General features: G+C 65.8%; 14 protein-coding genes and 1 pseudogene. 3 read left to right on the forward strand and 12 right to left on the reverse strand.

The features are described 5' to 3' along the window. The first annotated feature begins 74 nt into the window (after window positions 1–74). A complete protein-coding gene (locus tag AC07Y9_RS23790; RefSeq protein ID WP_102680089.1) occupies window positions 75–3,806 on the forward strand; it encodes an autotransporter domain-containing protein in 3,732 nt (1,243 codons plus the stop codon). A gap of 197 nt (window positions 3,807–4,003) precedes the next feature. Continuing rightward, window positions 4,004–5,119 carry a Gfo/Idh/MocA family protein gene (locus AC07Y9_RS23795; RefSeq protein WP_102680090.1) on the forward strand — a complete coding sequence of 372 codons (1,116 nt, stop codon included), beginning with the start codon at window positions 4,004–4,006 and terminating at the stop codon, window positions 5,117–5,119. 130 nt (window positions 5,120–5,249) lie between these two features. Here AC07Y9_RS23795 and AC07Y9_RS23800 read toward each other — a convergent pair whose 3' ends face one another. From AC07Y9_RS23800 to AC07Y9_RS23850, 11 genes are all read right to left on the reverse strand, one after another. After that, window positions 5,250–6,683, reverse strand: coding sequence for an FAD/NAD(P)-binding protein (locus AC07Y9_RS23800; protein WP_102680091.1), 1,434 nt, complete (start codon window positions 6,681–6,683; stop codon window positions 5,250–5,252). Window positions 6,684–6,697: 14 nt separating this feature from the next. Then, window positions 6,698–7,465 carry an ABC transporter ATP-binding protein gene (locus tag AC07Y9_RS23805; RefSeq protein ID WP_007923885.1) on the reverse strand — a complete coding sequence of 256 codons (768 nt, stop codon included), beginning with the start codon at window positions 7,463–7,465 and terminating at the stop codon, window positions 6,698–6,700. A gap of 3 nt (window positions 7,466–7,468) precedes the next feature. Beyond that, a complete protein-coding gene (locus tag AC07Y9_RS23810) occupies window positions 7,469–8,809 on the reverse strand; it encodes an ABC transporter substrate-binding protein (RefSeq protein ID WP_102680092.1) in 1,341 nt (446 codons plus the stop codon). Window positions 8,810–8,835: 26 nt separating this feature from the next. Further along, entirely contained in the window at window positions 8,836–9,885 is a 1,050-nt protein-coding gene (locus AC07Y9_RS23815; protein WP_102680093.1) for a branched-chain amino acid ABC transporter permease, read from the reverse strand. Window positions 9,886–9,889: 4 nt separating this feature from the next. Beyond that, the gene (locus AC07Y9_RS23820; RefSeq protein ID WP_087087895.1) at window positions 9,890–10,771 is read right to left on the reverse strand and encodes a branched-chain amino acid ABC transporter permease; all 882 of its coding nucleotides are present in this window, start codon (window positions 10,769–10,771) and stop codon (window positions 9,890–9,892) included. Further along, window positions 10,771–11,547 carry an ABC transporter ATP-binding protein gene (locus AC07Y9_RS23825; protein ID WP_102680094.1) on the reverse strand — a complete coding sequence of 259 codons (777 nt, stop codon included), beginning with the start codon at window positions 11,545–11,547 and terminating at the stop codon, window positions 10,771–10,773. Before AC07Y9_RS23825 ends, AC07Y9_RS23820 begins: the two co-directional genes overlap by 1 nt. Beyond that, window positions 11,544–12,533 (reverse strand): AMP-binding protein, encoded by a 990-nt coding sequence (locus tag AC07Y9_RS23830; RefSeq protein WP_102680095.1) that lies wholly within the window; start codon window positions 12,531–12,533, stop codon window positions 11,544–11,546. The genes AC07Y9_RS23825 and AC07Y9_RS23830 overlap by 4 nt, the downstream gene beginning before the upstream one ends. 177 nt (window positions 12,534–12,710) lie before the next feature. Beyond that, the gene (locus tag AC07Y9_RS23835; RefSeq protein ID WP_102680096.1) at window positions 12,711–14,129 is read right to left on the reverse strand and encodes an LLM class flavin-dependent oxidoreductase; all 1,419 of its coding nucleotides are present in this window, start codon (window positions 14,127–14,129) and stop codon (window positions 12,711–12,713) included. Beyond that, window positions 14,129–14,605, reverse strand: a complete 477-nt coding sequence (locus AC07Y9_RS23840; protein ID WP_102680097.1) for an acyl-CoA dehydrogenase — start codon at window positions 14,603–14,605, stop codon at window positions 14,129–14,131. Before AC07Y9_RS23840 ends, AC07Y9_RS23835 begins: the two co-directional genes overlap by 1 nt. A gap of 10 nt (window positions 14,606–14,615) precedes the next feature. Next, a complete protein-coding gene (locus AC07Y9_RS23845; RefSeq protein WP_102680098.1) occupies window positions 14,616–15,818 on the reverse strand; it encodes an SfnB family sulfur acquisition oxidoreductase in 1,203 nt (400 codons plus the stop codon). A gap of 172 nt (window positions 15,819–15,990) precedes the next feature. Continuing rightward, a complete protein-coding gene (locus tag AC07Y9_RS23850; protein ID WP_102680099.1) occupies window positions 15,991–16,554 on the reverse strand; it encodes a helix-turn-helix domain-containing protein in 564 nt (187 codons plus the stop codon). A gap of 15 nt (window positions 16,555–16,569) precedes the next feature. On the opposite strand from AC07Y9_RS23850, the pseudogene AC07Y9_RS23855 reads away from it, so the two are divergent. Then, a pseudogene (locus tag AC07Y9_RS23855) lies at window positions 16,570–17,587 on the forward strand (DMT family transporter). 1 nt (window position 17,588) lies between these two features. Here the strand turns inward: AC07Y9_RS23855 and AC07Y9_RS23860 are convergent. Next, window positions 17,589–18,032 (reverse strand): hypothetical protein, encoded by a 444-nt coding sequence (locus AC07Y9_RS23860; RefSeq protein WP_102680100.1) that lies wholly within the window; start codon window positions 18,030–18,032, stop codon window positions 17,589–17,591. Window positions 18,033–18,045 lie beyond the last annotated feature (13 nt).

Genomic DNA, 18,045 nt, shown 5'->3' on the forward strand with positions numbered 1-18,045 from the left:
TCATTTAAGCCCTGCCTATTACAAGAGATCGAAACATCAGTTTCGACCAAGGACATATCTCAAGGAAAAGGAACATGGACGTAGCAGGTATCGATTCAGGCAAACGCAGCAACCGTTTAAAACCAGCTTCCCTGAGCCCTGTCGCAATGGCCATCGCCTTGTGGCTGGGTCAGGGCCAGATGGCTCTGGCAGATAATCCGCCCACCGGCTCGCCCTATACACCCCAGGTATTGGAGGCTGCATTCAGGAAAGCCGCTGCGTCATTCGCGCCGGGTACCGCCGTGTATACCAACTTGCGTTTTGGTGTAGGCAATACCCTGGACCTGGCAGCCAAAGAGTTTGCCGCACAATCGACAAAGTTCGACTCGTTGCTCCAGCAGAACTACGAGTTGCAGACGGAAAACCTGTCGATCAGTGCAATGCTCGGCGATACGAGCAAGCCACTTGATTACAACAACAATCTGGATCGCTATAAAAGCCGCCTGTTCAGCAACTCCGGCCGTTATACCCAGAACATATTCGACTTCGCCAAAGCGATTATTGCCAACCTGCCGGCGGCCCAACCTTATACCTATATAGAGCCGGGCGTGGCCACGGACCTGCACAAACAACTCAATGCCGGACAGTCATGGTCCGCCGCGACCGGCAACTGGAGCAATAACGCGCAAACCTGGAAGACTCCGGAAGCCCAGGTCAACTCCGGCCTGGACCGGACCAACGCCTATTACGCCTATGCCCTGGGTATCACCGGGAAAGGGGTAAACGTCGGCGTGCTGGACTCGGGCATCCTCAGCGAACATTCGGAATTCCAGGGCAAGAACGCCGCAGGCGAAAACCGTGTGCAGGCGGTCACCTCTACCGGCGAATACTACGCAACCCATCCGCGCTATCGGTTGGAGGTGCCGGCCGGCGAGTTCCACAAAGGTGAGCACTTCAGTATTCCGGGTGAGTACGACCCGAGCTTCAACGACGGCCACGGCACGGAAATGTCCGGAGTACTGGCGGCCAGTCGCAATGGTACCGGCATGCACGGCATCGCCTTCGACGCCAATCTGTTCGTGGCCAACACCGGCGGCAGCGACAACGACCGTTATCAAGGCTCCAACGACCTCGACTACAACGCCTTCATGGCCAGCTACGACGCGCTGGCGGCGAAAAAAGTGTCGATCGTCAACCAGAGCTGGGGGCAGAACTCGCGTAATGACGTAGAGAACCACTTCGGCACTGTCGGCGACAGCCCGCAGGATATCCTCAGGGACATGACCGCCGCCTACCGGCCGTTCTGGGACAAGGCCCACGCGGGCCAGAAGACCTGGATGGATGCCATGGCCGACGCCGGCCGGCAGTACTCGTTCATCCAGATCATCTCCGCCGGCAACGACAGCCATGGCGCCAACCCGGACACCAACGCCAACCTCCCCTATTTCAAGCCGGACCTGGAGTCCAAGTGGCTGTCCATCACCGGTTATGACGAGAGCGGCGCCCAGGTCTATAACCGCTGCGGCACCTCCAAGTGGTGGTGCGTCATGGGGGTTTCCGGCATTCCGTCCGCAGGACCGGAAGGCGAGATCATCCCCAACGCCAACGGCACCTCGGCGGCCGCCCCCAGCGTTTCCGGCGCACTGGCCCTGGTGATCCAGCGCTTTCCCTACATGACCGCGAGCCAGGCCCGCGATGTCTTGCTGACCACCTCCACCTTGCAAACCCCAGACGGCCCGGACACCGCGGTCGGCGACCGGACGGGCGGACGTACCTACGACAACCTGCAACCGGTGCACGACGCCGCTCCCGGCACCCCGCAGGTGCCAGGGGTGGTCAACGGCTGGGGCCTGCCCAACCTGAAAAAGGCCATGCAGGGCCCGGGACAGTTCGTCGGTGCACTGGCCGTGGCGCTGCCCGCCGGCACCCGCGATATCTGGGCCAACGACATCTCCGACGAAGCGATCCGTGCCCGACGCAGCGAAGACGCTGCCGAACAGGCCACCTGGAGCACGATCAAGCAGCACAAAGGCTGGGTCAACGGTCTACCGGCCGGGGCCTCGGCGGACGATCAATTCCAGTACGAGATCGGCATGGCCCGGGAGCAGGCAACGCTGACCCGCGGCCTGGACCCGCTGACCGGCCAGACCTATGTCGGCAGCCTGACAAAGTCCGGGGATGGGGAACTGGTACTCGACGGCCAGAGCAGCTATTCGGGCAGTACCTGGGTCCGTGGCGGCAAGCTCTCGGTGGACGGCAGATTGACCTCCAGCGTGACGGTCGATGGCAGCGCCGTGGGCACCGTCGATGCCAATAACCAGGTGGTCACCCGTATCGGCGGCACCCTGGCGGGTAACGGCAGCATCGGCACCCTGCTGGTGAACAACGGCGGTACCTTGGCCCCCGGCCATTCGGTCGGCACCCTGCACACCGGCGACGTCACGTTCAACCCGGGCTCGGTGTACGCGGTGGAAGTCGCCGCCAACGGGCAGACCGACACCCTCCAGAGCACGGGCGTGGCGACTCTCAACGGCGGACAGGTCACCCTCTCCATGGAAAACAGCCCCAACCTGCTGTCTGCGGCCCAGGCCAGCAGCTACCTGGGCCAGCAGTTCAACATCCTCAGCGCCAGCCAGGGTATCAACGGCCAGTTCGCTTCCGTCGCCCCCAGTTTCTTGTTCCTTGACACCCGCCTGGACTACCAGCCGAACCAGCTGAACCTGGGCATCTACCGCAACCAGACCGCGTTCGCCAGCGTAGCCTTGACCCGTAACGAGCGTGCCGTCGCCAGCGCCATCGACACATTGAACGCAGGTAATCCGGTGTACGAGAGCATCCTGGCCTCCGACTCGGCGGAACTGGCGCGACAAGCCTTCAACCAGCTCGATGGCCAGGTGCACTCCGACATCGCCGCTGCGCAGATCGCTGACAGCCGTTACCTGCGTGACGCAGTCAACGGCCGCCTGCAACAGGCTCAGGTCCTGGATACCGATATGGATATCCAGGCCAGCAGCAATGGTGGCTGGGTGCAATTGCTCGGCGGCCACAGGCAAGTCGACGCCGATCACAACGCCACGCGCTACAGCACTTCCACCACCGGCGTCCTGCTCGGTCTGGACACCGACGTCGGCGATGGCTGGCGCGTCGGTGCGGCAACCGGCTACACCAGGACCGATCTGAACGGAGCCTCCAGGACTTCCGCCGACAGCGACAACTATCACCTGTCGATCTATGGCGGCAAACGTTTCGACAGCATCGCCCTGCGCCTCGGCGGAGCCACCACCTGGCACCGCTTCGACACTTCCCGTGACGTGGTGTACGGCAACCAGTCGAGTCATGAAAAAGCCAACTACAACGCGCGTACCGATCAGGTGTTCGGCGAAATCGGCTACACCCGGTGGGCGGCTTTCGAGCCCTTCGCCAACCTCAGCTACATCAACTTCCAGAACGACTCGTTCAAGGAACGCGGCGGTGCAGCAGCCTTGCATGGCAGCAAGCAAAGCCAGGACGCCACGCTCTCGACCCTTGGCCTGCGAGGTCATACGCAATTGCCGGTGAGCGCCACCCGCTCGGTGACCTTGCGTGGCGAGCTGGGCTGGGAACACCAGTACGGCGACCTGGATCGTGAAACCTCATTGAAATTTGCTGGCAGTGCGGCGGCCTTTGCGGTGAACGGCGTGCCGGTGTCTCGCGATGGCGCGGTGGTCAAGGCCGCTGCGGAAATGGCCATGAGCAAAGACACCCTGGTGTCGCTGAACTACACCGGGCTGGTGTCCGGCCATGGCGGTGGCAGCTCGGTCAACCTGGGGTTCACCTTCCAGTTCTGACCCTGCTCAGGTGATCGGCCCATGGGTGCAATGACTGTTCATTGCACCCTTTTTTATTTGCGCCCTTCGGCTTTTCCCGGCCGGGTTGCCGAGCAGCAGCGGCGCGCGGCTGAAAATTTATTCCATAGATTGCAATTACGGAATTTTTATTCCATAAAGAGCATTCCTTACAACAACAATTCTGCAAGGGGTCGGCAATGGGTGAACTGGGAATAGGTTTGATCGGCACGGGCTTCATGGGCCGGGCCCATGCGCTGGCGTTCCGTAATGTCAGCGCGGTGTTCGAGTTGCCGGTGCGCCTGCACCTGGCGGCGCTGGCCGATGCCGACCGCCAGCGCGCCGAGTACTGCGCGGCGGCCTGGGGTTTTGCCCAGGCCCACGGCGACTGGCAACGGCTGATCGACGACCCCCGGGTCGACCTGGTGGCGATCACCACCCCCAATCACCTGCACTTCCCCATGGCCATGGCCGCCCTGAAGGCCGGCAAGGCGGTGTATTGCGAAAAGCCCCTGGCGGTCAGCGTCGAACAGGCGCAGCAAATGCAGCACGCGGCCCAGGCCGCCGGGGTGGTCACCCGGGTCGGCTACAACTACCAGCACAACCCGATGATCGTGCAGGCCAAGGCGCTGATCGACAGCGGCGAACTGGGGCAGATCGTCAGCTTCCAGGGCGAGTTCAGCGAAGACTTCATGGCCGACCCGGCCTCGCCCTTCTCCTGGCGCTGCGATCCGCAGCACGCCGGTGGCGCCCTGGCCGACCTGGGCAGCCACCTGCTGGCCATGGCGCGTTATCTGCTGGGCGAGGTCGAGGCGGTCTGCGCCGACAGCCAGACCGTGCACCACCAGCGCCCGGCCAGCGCCGGCAGTCAGGAGCAGCGCCCGATCGCCGTGGACGACCAGGCCCATGCCCTGCTGCGTTTCGCCAGCGGTGCCCGCGGTACGTTCAGCAGCAGCTGGCTCAAGCACGGCTACAAGAACCACCTGAGTTTCGAGATCAGCGGCACCCGCGGCACCCTGGCCTTCGACCAGGAACGTCTCAATGAACTGCGCCTGTACCGGGCCGGTGATAGCGGCTTCCAACGCCTGCTGGCCGGGCCCTCCCTGCCCGGCTACGCCGCCTTCAGCCCGGCCCCGGGGCATCAACTGGGCTACAACGAGCTCAAGACCCTGGAGGTCCATGAGCTGATCATGGCGCTGGGCGGCCAGGGGCAAGGCGGGACGGATTTCGCCGAGGCCTGGCAGGTCGAGCGCCTGGCGGCGGCGATTCGGGTCGCGGCGCGGGAGCAGCGTTGGGTGAATGTCGGCGCGGTGTGACCTTGGGCTTGATGGCGTTAGAGAGGACGTCATCGCGGGCAAGCCTCGCTCCTACAAGGATATGCGTGCGTCTGTAGGAGCGAGCGGGCGGCGATCCGACTTGCCCGCGATAGCCGCGAAGCGGCGGCGGTTACGCCAACCCCACCAACCGCGCCGCCAACGCCTTGGCCTGGCTGGCCACGTCGGTCACCGCGGTGCTTTCCCACCACATGCCGCGCAACGGCGGGCCCATGGCGAACAACCGGCGGGCAACCTGCCCTTCGGCATCCACCACCGCGCCATCGCTGTCGGCCCAAATCCCCAGGGCCAGCGGCCCCGGCGTGATCAGGCCACGGGCCAGCAGTTGCTGCGGCAACGGTCGGGCGACCCGGCGCCAGTCGTATTCGATGCCGCTGGAGTTGATCAGCGCATCCCCCGCGACCCAGCGGGTTTGCGCTTCGCCGCGGCGACGGATGCAAATCGCCAGGCGCCCATCCGCCGAAGGCTCCAGGCCCTTGAACGAGGCCGCCTGGATGCGCAACCGCCCTTCCCCGTGCAAACGCGCCACCAGCTCGGCGCTCAGCGGCGGCGAACGGTGGTGATGGCTTTCCCACCACGGCCGCACATGGCGCACGAACTGCCGGCGCTGCACGTCCGTGGCCTGGCTCCACAAGCGCCCGATATGGGCGCGCACCGTGTCCAGCGGCGCCTGCCAGTCCACGCCATCCGCCAGCGCCTGGCGACATTGCCGACGCAGCTCGCGCAGCAACTGGCGCGGGCTGCGCAGGCTGGGATCCTCGGCGAGGAAGTCGACCCAGGCCGGTGGCTGGCGCCGCACATGGGGCAACAGGCCGTGGCGCGAGAACACCTCGATCGGCCCGCGATGCCCAGCCTGCTCCAGAGACACCACGGCGTCGACCATGGTCAGCCCGGAACCGATGATCAGCACCGTGGCCTGCGGGTCGAGCCGGCTCATGGCCGAAACGTCCCAGGGGTCCAGCGCGGCGGCATTGAGGCCGCTGGATTGAGTCTGCGGCGTACGCGCCGCCGGGAACATGCCGGTGGCCAGCACGGCAAAGGCGCCGCGTAGTTGCTGGCTGTCGTTGAGGGTCAGCCAGGCACCCTCGGCGTCGGCCTGCAAGTCCACCACCTCGGCACGCACATGCGCCACCGTCGAGCCCTGCGAGGCGCCAATCGCCTGGGCCTCGGCCAGCCGCTGCTGGACATACAGGCCGAAGATCCCGCGCGGTGGAAACAGCTCGCTGATGGGCACGGGCTGCTGCTTCGATTCCGGCCAGCCGCCGGCGGCGATGTAATCGCTCAGCCATTGAGTCAAGTCATCGGCGTTGTCCGGGTCGACGCTCATGCGCGCGGCGTTGCCGTTCAGGGTGTGGCCCAGTTCGACGGCGCTGTAGGCCTCGCCGCGCCCCAGCTCGCTGCGCGGCTCGATCACCAGCACCTGGCGCCGGCCCGGCAGGCGCAGCAGTTGGGCGGCGAGCAAGGCGCCACTCAGGCCGCCACCGACGATCAGCACATCGGCATCACGGGTGGCGCCGCTCGCCTGTCCGTTGGGTGTTTGGCTCATGGGGTTCTCACGGGTCAGTGCCTGCCTAGGTAGAAGTCCTGCAGATCGCCCCGGGCCAGCAGTTCATCGGTCGTGCCGGACCAGGCCACGCGCCCGGTGTCGAGCACGTAGGCCCTGGAGGCGTACTTGAGCGCCACATTAATGTTTTGTTCGGCGATCAGGAAGCTCACTCGCGCCTCGCGATTGAGTTGCGCGACGATTTCGAAAATCTCCTGGACGATGATCGGCGCCAGGCCCATGGACGGTTCGTCCAGCAGCACCAGGCGCGGCCGGGTCATCAGCGCGCGGCCGAGGGCGACCATCTGCTGCTCGCCGCCCGAGGTCAGGCCGGCGCGGGTGCCGCGCCTGGTCTTCAGGCGCGGGAACCAGGCGTAGATGCGTTCCAGGTCGGCGGCCAGTTCTCGGCGGCTCAAGCCACGGACAAAACCGCCGCTGCGCAGGTTGTCCTCCACCGTCAGCTGCGGGAACACATGGCGCCCCTCCAGCACATGGACCATGCCCTGGCGCACCCGCTGGCTGGGATCGACGCCGGCGCTGTCCTGGCCGAGAAAGGCGATCGAGCCACGGCTGACCTCGGCCCGCTCGGCGCGCAGCAGCCCGGAGATCGCCTTGAGGCTGGTGCTCTTGCCGGCGCCGTTGGCCCCCAGCAAGGCGACTATGCCGCCCTCGGGCACGCTCAGGGAGACCCCGGCCACCGCGAGAATCGCACCGTCGTAGATCACCTCGATATCGCGCACCTGCAACAGGTCGTCGGCCGTGGCGGCCGGAGCAGTCTGGCTCATGCTTCATTCATCCCCGGTGCAGCTGCGTGGCGTGAGGTTCTTCTCCTTGGCGAAGGCCGCCGACTTCTCGTCGATCAGCGGCCGCAGCAAGGCGCGGTCGGCGGCGATCCAGTCGCTGATCAGGGTCCAGTGGGCGCCGTCCCACTGCTGCACCCGCGCCGAACCGCCGCCCTCGTGATCGCGGCAGGACAGCTTGAGGTTCTGCATCAACCCCAGGTAACCCATGTCCTTGAGCCGGGCGTCGTCGATATTCAGGTGCTCCAGGCCCCAGCGGCCTTCTTCGCCATTGAGCGGGCGCTGGCCGAACTTGCCCTGGGCGGTGCGGATCGCCTCGACCGCCACCGCAGCGTTCACCAGCCCGGAGTTGTAGTACACGCTGCCGAAGTTCTTCAGGTCCGCAAGGTCGCTCTTGCCCTGGTCGAGGATGTGTTGCTTGAGGCGCCGGTGGATGTCGAAATCGCTTCCCGCCGGATAAGGCGTCAGCGCCAGGTAGCCTTTGGCCGCCGCGCCGGCCGGCAATACGTCTTCGCTGGAGCTGGCCCAGATGTCGCCGATGATGTGGTCCACCGGGAAGCCGAAGCGCGCGGCGGTCTTCACCGCCACCGGGGTCGAGACGCCCCAGGTGCGCAGGAACACCCAGTCGGGGTTCTGCTGGCGCACCTGGCGCCATTGCGCCGACTGCTCGTTACCCGGATCGGCCACCGGAATCTGGATGTTCTCGAAGCCGTACTTCTGCGCCAGCAGTTTCAGCGGGCCGAGGGTTTCCCGGCCATAGGCCGAATCGTGGTAGACCGTGGCGATCTTCTTGCCCTTGAGCTTGTCGAAGCCGCCCTCGCGCTCGGCGATGTAGTTCACCAGGGTCGACGCCTCGCTGTAGAAGGTCAGCATCACCGGAAAGTTATAGGGAAACACCGTGCCGTCGGTGGCTTCGGTACGGCCGTAACCCAGGGTGATCAGCGGGATCTTGTCGACCTCGGCGCGCTCGCTCAGGGCATAGGCCGCCGGTGCGCCGTTGGGCTGGTAGACCGCCACCGGCGCGCCATCCAGGCCATTCTTGAAGCGCTCGTAGCACTCGATGCCCTTCTCCGCCGTCCACTCGGTCTCGCACTCCTGCCAGACCAGCTTGACCCCGTTGATCCCGCCTTCCACCTGATTGATGTAGTTCAGGTAGTCGATCATGCCGGCCCACACCTGCACCCCGCTGGAGGCATAGGCACCGACCCGGTAAGTGGCCAGCGGAAAGAACTGCTGGTCCGCCGCGGCCTGCGCCACGGGCGCCGCGCCGCCGAGGATCGCCAGCGTCACCGCGACGCCGGCCAGGGAACGTTTCAAGGATGCACGCATATCTTCTCTCTACTCAGGAGTGGAATTCAGAAGCGCAGCGGCCAGTGGCCCAGCCGTTGACGGAGATTGCCCAGCAGGCGGACCAGGCCCTCCGGCTCCTTGATCAGGAACAGGATGATCAGCACACCGAAGATGATTTTCTGCAGGTTCTGCAACTGCCCGGCATCCACCGCACCGCCCGCCAGGGCTTGCCCGGCGTGGCTGAGCAGGATCGGCAGCAGGCTGATAAAGGCCGCGCCGACGAAGTTGCCGGCCACGCTGCCCATGCCGCCGATAATGATGATGAACAGGATCTGGAACGAACGATTGATATCGAAGCTGCTGGCGCTGGCGGTGCCCAGGTAGGCGAAGGCCCACAGGGCGCCGGCGATGCCCAGGTAGAAGGAACTGACGGCGAACGCCAGGCGCTTGTAGCGCGCCACCGGAATGCCGATCACCGCCGCCGCGGTGTCCATGTCGCGAATCGCCATCCAGTTGCGCCCGACCTGGCTGCGCACCAGGTTCAGCGCGACCCAGGTCAACAGCAGCACGCAGGCCAGGGTCAGCAGGTAACGCCCGACCGGGGTATTGAGGTCATGGCCGAACAGGCTCAGCCGGGGCGCCGAGATGGTCCCCGAGGAGCCGTAGTTGTAGAACCAGGGAAACTTGACGAACAGCCACTCCAGGAAGAACTGCGCCGCCAGGGTGGTGACCATCAGGTAGAAGCCCTTGATCCGCGAACTGGGCAGGCCGAACAGCCAGCCCACCGCCGCGCTGATCAAGCCGCCGCCGAGCAGCGCCAGGGGCAGGCCCAGCTCCGGCAGGCGCAGCAGGAAGCCATAAGTGGCAAAGGCGCCGACCGCCATGAAGCCGGCGGCGCCGACCGAGGTCTGGCCGGTGTAGCCGGTGAGCAGGTTGAGGCCGAGCCCGGCCAGGGACAGCACCAGGAACGGGATCAGAATGGCGTTGAGCCAATAGTCGTTGCCCACCAGGGGCACGCCAACCAGGGCCAGCAACAGCAGGCTGCCCAGGCCCCAGGGCAGGCGGCGCGGGATCAACAGCACAGGCGCGGTGGCCTGGGTCAGGGGAATGGACATGGGTTCAGACTCGCTCGATGGCGCGCTCGCCGAACAGGCCGGCGGGACGGATATAAAGGAAAGCCAGGGCCAGCACATAGGCGAACCAGGGGGTGATGCCGCCGCCGATCAGCGGGCCGATGTAGACCTCGGCCAGATTCTCCGCGGCGCCGACGATCAGCCCGCCGACTATTGCCCCGCCGATCGAGGTGAAGCCGCCGATGATCAGCACCGGCAAAGCCTTGAGCACCACCAGCGACAGCGAGAACTGCACGCCCTGGCGCGCGCCCCAGAGCAGCCCGGCCACCAGCCCGACGATGCCGGCCACCGCCCAGACGATCTGCCAGATGCGGTTGAGATTGATGCCGATCGACAGCGCGGCCGTGGTGTCGTCGGCCACCGCCCGCAGCGACACGCCGATCCGGGTCTTGTTGAACAGCAGCGCCAGCACCGTCACCAGCACCACGGCCGTGGCCGCGGCGATCAGGTCGAACTGGCTGAGCATCAGCGGCCCGAGCAACAGCGGCACGTCGTCGATGCCCAGGTCCAGCGCCCTGACCTGGGAGCCCATCAGCCCCTGGGCCAGGCCTTCGATGATGAACGACAGGCCCAGGGTGGCCATGAACAGGGTGATCTGCGAACGATTGACCAATGGCCGCAGCACCAGCCGCTCGATCAGCCAGGCGCCGGCGATCATCACCAGCACCGTCGCCAGCAACGCCAGGACAAAGGGCACGCCCTGGTCGTGCAGGCTGACGAAGGTCAGCGCGGCGAACAGCAACATCGCGCCCTGGGCGAAATTGAACACACCGCTGGCCTTGTAGATCAGCACGAAGCCGATGGCCACCAGCGAATACAGGGTGCCGGCCAGCAGGCCGCCGAGCAGGGTTTCGAAGAAAAAGCTCATCAGTGCACCGCCCCCAGGTAGGCGGCGATCACCTCGGGGTCGGCCTGCACTTCGGCCGGGGTGCCGTCGCCGACCTTGCGCCCGTAGTCCAGCACCACCACATGGTCGGACAGGTCCATGACCACGTTCATATCGTGCTCGATCAGCACCACCGTGGTGCCGAGGTCGCGGTTGATGTCGGCGATGAAACGCGCCATGTCCTGTTTTTCCTCGGCGTTCATCCCGGCCATGGGCTCGTCCAGCAGCAACAGGCTGGGCCCGGCGATCAGGGCCCGGCCCAGCTCGACGCGCTTTTGCAGGCCGTAGGCCAGGTTGCCCACCGGCACATCGCGCTGCGCCTGCAACTCGAGGAACTCGAGAATGCCCTGGGCCAGCTGCCGATGGGCCTCGGCCTCGCGCCGCGCCCGGGGCAGCCCCAGGGCCTGTTCGATAAAGCGGGCGCGGGTGTGCCGCGACAGGCCGCTGAGCAGGTTGTCGATCACGCTCATCTTCTTGAACAGCGCGTTGTTCTGGAAGGTGCGGCCGATACCCCGGCGCGCGGCCTGCAAGGGGTCGATGCGCTGGAACGCTTCGCGGTCGAAGACAATCGAGCCGGCGTCGAAGCGATAGACGCCATTGAGGATATTGAGCAAGGAACTCTTGCCGGCGCCGTTGGGCCCGATCAGCGCGCAGATCTCGCCGCGCGCGACCGCGAAGGACAGCTGGTTGATCGCCTTCACCCCCTTGAACGACAGGGAGATGGCATTGACTTGCAGGATGGGGTCGGCGGCGCTCATGCGATATTCCGTTTGAGTTCGGCCAGCCACACCGGCGCCGAAGGTGTCGAGGGGTTGCCGGGGGCCTGCCAGATGTAATCCAGGCGCTGGAACCCCAGGAGCCGGCGCACCCGGTTCTTCAGCAGCCGTTGCAGGGGGCGGTGCGGCTGGGCAATGGCCCAGTCGCACAGGCGGCGGCGCCAACTGCCCACGGGCGCCAGGCGGCTTTCGATGTCGTCGGCCAGGCGTTGCAGGCAAGGCCCCGAGAGCAGCAGGCCGCTGGGGGCGACATCGCGGCGGTCGCGGCTGGCCGAACCGCGGCTTTCCGGGAAGGCCAGGCTATGGCCGCTGTGCAGCCACTGGTGCAGCAAGACCCTCAGGCCTTCCGGCCAGTGCGTGCCCTCCTCGCTCCACAGCTGCGCGGCATGGGCCGTATGCCGCCAGTGGTTCTGGCGCTGGGGCTTTTCCCGGCTGCCGAGCAGGTCGCTGAAGGCCAGCACCGGCTGGCGCGAACCCTGCGGCAGGCGCGGAACAGCCTGATGGGCAATCAACAATTGCGGGGCAATACTGTTTTCACCGGCAGCGACCCAGCGCAGCAACTGCTGGCGCGAATGCACGAAGGCATGGCTGGGGCGCAGGTTCCACAGGGCCTGGCGCAGGGCTTGCGGGTCGAGTTCGTCGCTCAGGGTCAGCACCTGGCCGCCCACCCGTTGCGCGGCCAGGGCCAGGAGCAGCAGGTTGGGCTCGAACAGGCCGCTCAACGCCAGTCGCGAGCCTTCGTCGAAACCCTGTTGGCGCAGGCCGTCGGCCAGGCGCTCGACATCCCGCGCGGCATCGATCCAGCGCCAGTTGTACCAATGGCCGTGGCGCTTGTGACGCAACGCGCTGGCCAGCGGGCTGACCTGCGCCCAGTGCTGCAACAGCTCCAGGGCGGCGGGCAGCAGCACAGTGTGTTCCGGTGTTCGCGCATCCGCCGGGGGCGAACGCTTGAGTTCATGCACGCTCATGGACTGACCTCGATTCCTTGGGCAAAAGCGTGCGGTGGTCCGCTGGCCGGTTTTTGGTTTGCAGCTGACAACTGCGCCTTTGTAGCCGCTGCCGCAGGCTGCGATAAGCCCCGCAGGGGCTTCGGCGTCAGCAACATCGCCGCGACCGTTCCGGTCGATCGCAGCCTTCGGCAGCGGCTACAAGGCAGGTATCCGGATGGAGGCCACCTGCTGCTCCTGGCGATGCCAGGCCGCCAGGTCGCGATAGGCGCTGCCCGGATGACTCTGCGGCAAGCGCGGCCCGGCGCCGAACAGCTTCTCGCGCAAGGTGCCGGGGGCGTATTCGGTCTTGTACACGCCGCGCTTCTGCAACTCGGGGACCAGCAGTTCGACGGCATCGACAAAGGTTTCGTGGGTCAGCGCGTAGGCCAGGTTGAAGCCGTCCACATCAGTGTCCTCGACCCACTCCTGGAGCAGGTCGGCCACGGTTTCCGGGCTGCCGACGAACAGCGGGCCAAAGCCGCCGATGCCGACCCAGTCCGCCAGCTCATGGGGCGTCCAGACCTTGTTCGGGTCGGCCGTGGAGAAGGCCTCCACCGCCGACTGGATGGCGTTGGTGTGCACATGCTTGAGCGGCTCATCAGGCTTGAACTGGCTGAAATCGATGCCGGTCCAGCCGGAAATCAGCGCCATGGCACCTTCGTAGCTGACCCAGGACTTGTACTCCTCGAACTTGGCCCTGGCCTTGGCGTCGGTCTCGCCGAGGATCACCGTCTGCAGGTTGAAGATCAGGATCTGCGCCGGATCGCGCCCGGCCTCGGCGGCGCGGCGGCGGATATCGGCCACGGTCTTCTTCAGCAGCACCTTGGACGGCGCGGCGACGAACACGCACTCGGCCTGTTCGGCGGCGAACTGCTTGCCACGGCTCGACGCCCCGGCCTGGTAAAGCACCGGGGTACGTTGCGGCGAAGGCTCGCAGAGGTGGATGCCCGGCACCTGGAAGTGTGGGCCGACGTGGCGGATCTCATGGATCTTGCTCGGGTCGCTGAAGATCCGCCGTTCCCGGTCGCGCAGCACCGCGCCCTCTTCCCAGCTGCCTTCCCAGAGCTTGTAGCAAACCTGGAGGTATTCCTCGGCGTAGTCGTAGCGGGCGTCGTGCTCGGTCTGGGCTTTCTGCCCGAGGTTCTTCGCCCCGCTTTCCAGGTAGGAGGTGACGATGTTCCAGCCGGCGCGGCCGCGGGTCAGGTGGTCGAGGGTCGAAAGACGCCGGGCGAAGGGATAGGGATGCTCGAACGACAGCGACGCGGTCAGGCCGAAGCCCAGGTGCTCGGTGACCAGCGCCATGGGCGGGATCAGTTGCAGCGGGTCGTTGACCGGCACCTGGGTCGCCTGGCGGATCGCCGCCTCGCCGTTGCCCTGGTAGACGTCGTAGATGCCCAGCACATCGGCGATAAACAGGCCGTCGAACTTGCCGCGTTCGAGGATCCGCGCCAGGTCGGTCCAGTATTCGAGGTCCTTGTATTGCCAGGAGCGATCCCGGGGGTGGGCCCACAGGCCCGGCGACTGGTGGCCGACACAGTTCATGTCGAACGCGTTGAGACGGATTTCCCGGGCCATCAAACCGCACTCCTGAAACTGGGCGGCACCACGCCGTTGAGACGGTAGTTGCCGATCAACGGGTATTTCCAGCGCAAAGGTTCACCCTGCGCGGCGGGCAGCGGGCTGCGCTGGCCGGTCAGCTCGAACTCGGCGTTGCTCACCGCGAGCAAGGCCTCGCGGCTGGCGATGGCCGCCTCGGCCTGGGCCACGCCGATTTCGGCGACGTCGGGCTCCCTGGCGAGCAGCGATTGCGCCCGTTCCTGCAAGGCGGCGGCGACTTCGATACGAATCAGCAGGTCGCCAAAGCGGCTGATCACATAAGGGTCGTCGCTGACTCGGGCCAGGCCGCTGCCGGGCCAGGGTTTGGCCTGCTCACGGACAAACTTGAGAGTCGATTGCAGCAGCTCGCGGGCGCGGCGCAGGTCGTGGTGGCTGTGCTCGGCCTGTTCATCGGCGGGTGTTTCATGGGCGGTGGCTTGACTCAATGCGTTCATGGGCGATTCCTCAGTTCCAGGCGTGGCGGGCCGGCTTGACGCCGTTGAGCAGGAAGTTGCCGATCAGGTGGTATTTCCAGCGCGCCGGGTCATGCAGGGTGTGGGTCCGCGCGTTGCGCCAGTAGCGGTCGAGGTTGTACTTGCCCAGCACCGAGCGGGTGCCGGCCAGCTCGAACAGCTTACTGCTGGCAAGCAAGGCGCTTTGTGCCGACAACACCTTGGCTTGCGCCACCACCACCGAGGCCTGGGCCACGCTGTCTTCGTTGGGTTCGCGCAGTGCCTGGTCGATGGCCAGGCCGGCTTTTTCCAGGATCGCCTCGGTGCCGTGCACCCGCCATTCCAGGTCGCCGATGGCGGCGATAGTGAACGGGTCCTGCCAGCCATGATCCTGGCCACTGTCGATCCAGGGGCGCGACTGGCGCGCGTGGCGCTTGGCTTCTTCCAGGGCGCCGACTGCCAGGCCGGTGTCCACCGCCGCCTGGATGATCTGCGAGATCGGCCCGTCGGCGGTGGGCTCGTCGAATGCGCGATGGGCCGGGATCACCGCGCTCAGTGGCACCTGCACCGCATCGAGGGTGACCCCGCCGCTGGCCGTGGTGCGCTGGCCGAAACCGTCCCAGCTGTCGATCACGGTCAGGCCGGGGTTGTCCCGCTCGATAAAGGCGATGAACGCTTTGTTCTCTTCGTCGACCGCCACCGCCGGCACGATATGGGCGAACAAGGCGCCGGTGCAGTAGAACTTCTCGCCGTCGATCCGCGCGCCGTCGGCGTTGAAACGAATGCGGGTCTCGAAGGCGCCGGCATGCTTGCTGCCGGCTTCGGAGAAGGCGTTGCCGAAGCGATAACCCTGCAACACCTTGGCGAAGTAATAGCGCTTCTGCTCCTCGCTGGCGGTCTGCAGCAGGATGTCGAGCACGCCCAGGTGGTTCTGCGGCAGCTGGCCGAGGGACGAGTCGGCGGCGGAAATGATCTTGATCACCTGGGCCACCGTCACGTAGGACACCCCGGCGCCCCCGTAGGCCTTGGGAATGGTGATGCCCCACAGGCCGCTGGCGGAGAACTCGTCCAGCTCGGCGAACGGCAGGCGCCGCTCGCGATCGCGCACGCTGGCCTCGACGGCGAAACGCTCGGCCAGGGTCCGGGCGACGGCGATGGCCTCGGCGTCGGAGTGGATGATGTGGGCGGTTCGGGTGGGTTGAGCAGTGGCTGTCATGGCCGACTCCAGGTCCTGTCGAATGCGGAAGATCCGTTCTGACCTGGAGATTGCAGAAGTCATGCCGAAGACTATAAGCCTTACAAATCAGTAAGTTGATTGATGTTCATAAGAAGCAGCATCAATTGAAAACAGGCAAAATGTTCAAGCACTGTTGCCCAGGCAACAGTGCTCAGATCACCACGTTGCGCACGAAACGCACCGCCACCGCCCCATCGTTGCGATAGGCATGCGGCAGGTTGCTGGCGAACATGAAGAACTCACCGCTGTCCAGGCGCCGCTCCTGCTCGCCCAGGACCAGGGTCAGGCAACCCTCGAAGACATACAGTTGCTCGCTCCAGCCTTCGGCGTCCGGTTCCGACAGGTATTGCTCGCCCGGCTCCAGGCGCCACTCCCACAGCTCCACTTCGCGGCAAGCATTAGCCTTGGCCAGCAGCACCGCCTTGCTCCCGGGAATCAGCCCGGCCCAGGCCAGCTCGTTGATCCGGCTCGGGTCGCGGGCATCGGGGGCCTGGATCAGGTCGCTGAAGGCCACGCCCAGGGCTTCGGCCACCCGGTCCAGGGTGCTGAGGCTGACATTCTTCTCACCGGCCTCGATGGCCACCAGCATGCGCCGGCTGACCCCGGACTTTTCCGCCAGGGCGCTCTGGCTCAGCTCGGCGGCGTGGCGCAGGCGCCGGACGTTGTGACTGACATGCTGCAGCACGGAAGCGCGCTGCCCAGGATCTTTGTGCACTATATTGCTCACTGTATGGGTTTGCGCAGTATACTGCCCAACTTCGCGGCGCATTGTGCGGCCGCCCCGGGTAGCACGCAAGGGCATGACGTCGGTGAACTCCTGCAAATCTTCTTCCTTCTTCCTCAAACTGAGCAAAGCCGAGTGCGTGCTGGTGCTGATCACCATGGTCTGGGGCGGCACCTTTCTCACGGTGCAGCACGCCATGACCGTCAGCGGCCCGATGTTCTTCGTCGGCCTGCGGTTCGCCGCGGCGGCCTGCATCGTCGGGCTGTTCTCCCTGCGCAGCCTGCGCGGGCTGACCCTGTTCGAACTCAAGGCCGGGGTCTTCATCGGCACCGCCATCATGCTCGGCTACGGCCTGCAGACCGTGGGCCTGCAAACCATTCCCAGCAGCCAGTCGGCCTTTATCACCGCGCTGTACGTGCCCTTCGTGCCGCTGCTGCAATGGCTATTCATGGGCAAGCGCCCGGGGCTGATGCCGAGCATCGGCATCATGCTGGCCTTCACCGGACTGATGCTGCTCTCCGGGCCCAGCGGCGCCGCGCTGGACTTCAGCCCGGGAGAAATCGCCACCTTGATCAGCACCGTGGCCATCGCCGCGGAAATCATCCTGATCAGCACCTACGCCGGCCAGGTCGATGTGCGCCGGGTCACAGTAGTACAACTGGCCGCGACCTCGGTGCTGTCGTTCCTGATGGTGGTGCCGACCCAGGAAGCCATCCCGGACTTTTCCTGGCTGCTGCTGGCCAGCGCCCTGGGCCTGGGCGCCGCCAGCGCGGCGATCCAGGTGGCGATGAACTGGGCGCAGAAAAGCGTCTCGCCGACCCGCGCCACCCTGATCTACGCCGGTGAACCGGTATGGGCCGGGCTGGTCGGGCGCATCGCCGGCGAACGCCTGCCGGCCCTGGCCCTGCTGGGCGGCGCGCTGATCGTCGCGGCGGTGATCGTCAGCGAGTTGAAGACCAAGGGTAAGAACGGCGAAGTGGTCGAGGCGGATCGGCTGGATGAGACCGCGGATTCGCAACGCTGAGCTAACGCGGCAACGACTCGACAATGGCCGCCAGTTCCTGCCGGGACAGTTGACCGGCCTGTACGGCGGCGACAATGTCCTCTCGCGTCATGGTTTTATCCGGGATCTGCCCGGGATCGATATTCCACAACCACAAGGGGCTGATCTGCTCCTGCCCCGGCCAGAAGGCCTTGGGCAAGGCTTCCTGGGCGATGACGCCCTTGTGATAGAAGTACGCCAGGTAACGGCCATGGCCCTCGGCAAAGCCGGTGTCGTAATAGAGCACGGTGCCGGCGGGCAAGGCCGCCGCTGTTTGCCCCTCGATCGACAAGGGTTCCAGGGTCTTGAAGCGGCTCATGCCGGCAGTGGGCCCGGCCAGAGTCAGCCACAGCCAGACGATCCAGCCGCCGAAGGCCATCAACAGCAGGCTGGCGAGGGTTTTGCGGGTAAAGGGTCCGAGGGTCATAAAGGGCCTGTCT

Source organism: Pseudomonas sp. GW456-L12, from assembly GCF_059424045.1.

Excerpts from the sequence above, each read along its gene's own strand:
- AC07Y9_RS23790 (WP_102680089.1), top strand. The coding sequence starts at position 75 with ATGGACGTAGCAGGTATCGATTCAGGCAAACGCAGCAACCGTTTAAAA.
- AC07Y9_RS23795 (WP_102680090.1), top strand. The coding sequence starts at position 4,004 with ATGGGTGAACTGGGAATAGGTTTGATCGGCACGGGCTTCATGGGCCGG.
- AC07Y9_RS23800 (WP_102680091.1), bottom strand. The coding sequence starts at position 6,683 with ATGAGCCAAACACCCAACGGACAGGCGAGCGGCGCCACCCGTGATGCC.
- AC07Y9_RS23805 (WP_007923885.1), bottom strand. The coding sequence starts at position 7,465 with ATGAGCCAGACTGCTCCGGCCGCCACGGCCGACGACCTGTTGCAGGTG.
- AC07Y9_RS23810 (WP_102680092.1), bottom strand. The coding sequence starts at position 8,809 with ATGCGTGCATCCTTGAAACGTTCCCTGGCCGGCGTCGCGGTGACGCTG.
- AC07Y9_RS23815 (WP_102680093.1), bottom strand. The coding sequence starts at position 9,885 with ATGTCCATTCCCCTGACCCAGGCCACCGCGCCTGTGCTGTTGATCCCG.
- AC07Y9_RS23820 (WP_087087895.1), bottom strand. The coding sequence starts at position 10,771 with ATGAGCTTTTTCTTCGAAACCCTGCTCGGCGGCCTGCTGGCCGGCACC.
- AC07Y9_RS23825 (WP_102680094.1), bottom strand. The coding sequence starts at position 11,547 with ATGAGCGCCGCCGACCCCATCCTGCAAGTCAATGCCATCTCCCTGTCG.
- AC07Y9_RS23830 (WP_102680095.1), bottom strand. The coding sequence starts at position 12,533 with ATGAGCGTGCATGAACTCAAGCGTTCGCCCCCGGCGGATGCGCGAACA.
- AC07Y9_RS23835 (WP_102680096.1), bottom strand. The coding sequence starts at position 14,129 with ATGGCCCGGGAAATCCGTCTCAACGCGTTCGACATGAACTGTGTCGGC.
- AC07Y9_RS23840 (WP_102680097.1), bottom strand. The coding sequence starts at position 14,605 with ATGAACGCATTGAGTCAAGCCACCGCCCATGAAACACCCGCCGATGAA.
- AC07Y9_RS23845 (WP_102680098.1), bottom strand. The coding sequence starts at position 15,818 with ATGACAGCCACTGCTCAACCCACCCGAACCGCCCACATCATCCACTCC.
- AC07Y9_RS23860 (WP_102680100.1), bottom strand. The coding sequence starts at position 18,032 with ATGACCCTCGGACCCTTTACCCGCAAAACCCTCGCCAGCCTGCTGTTG.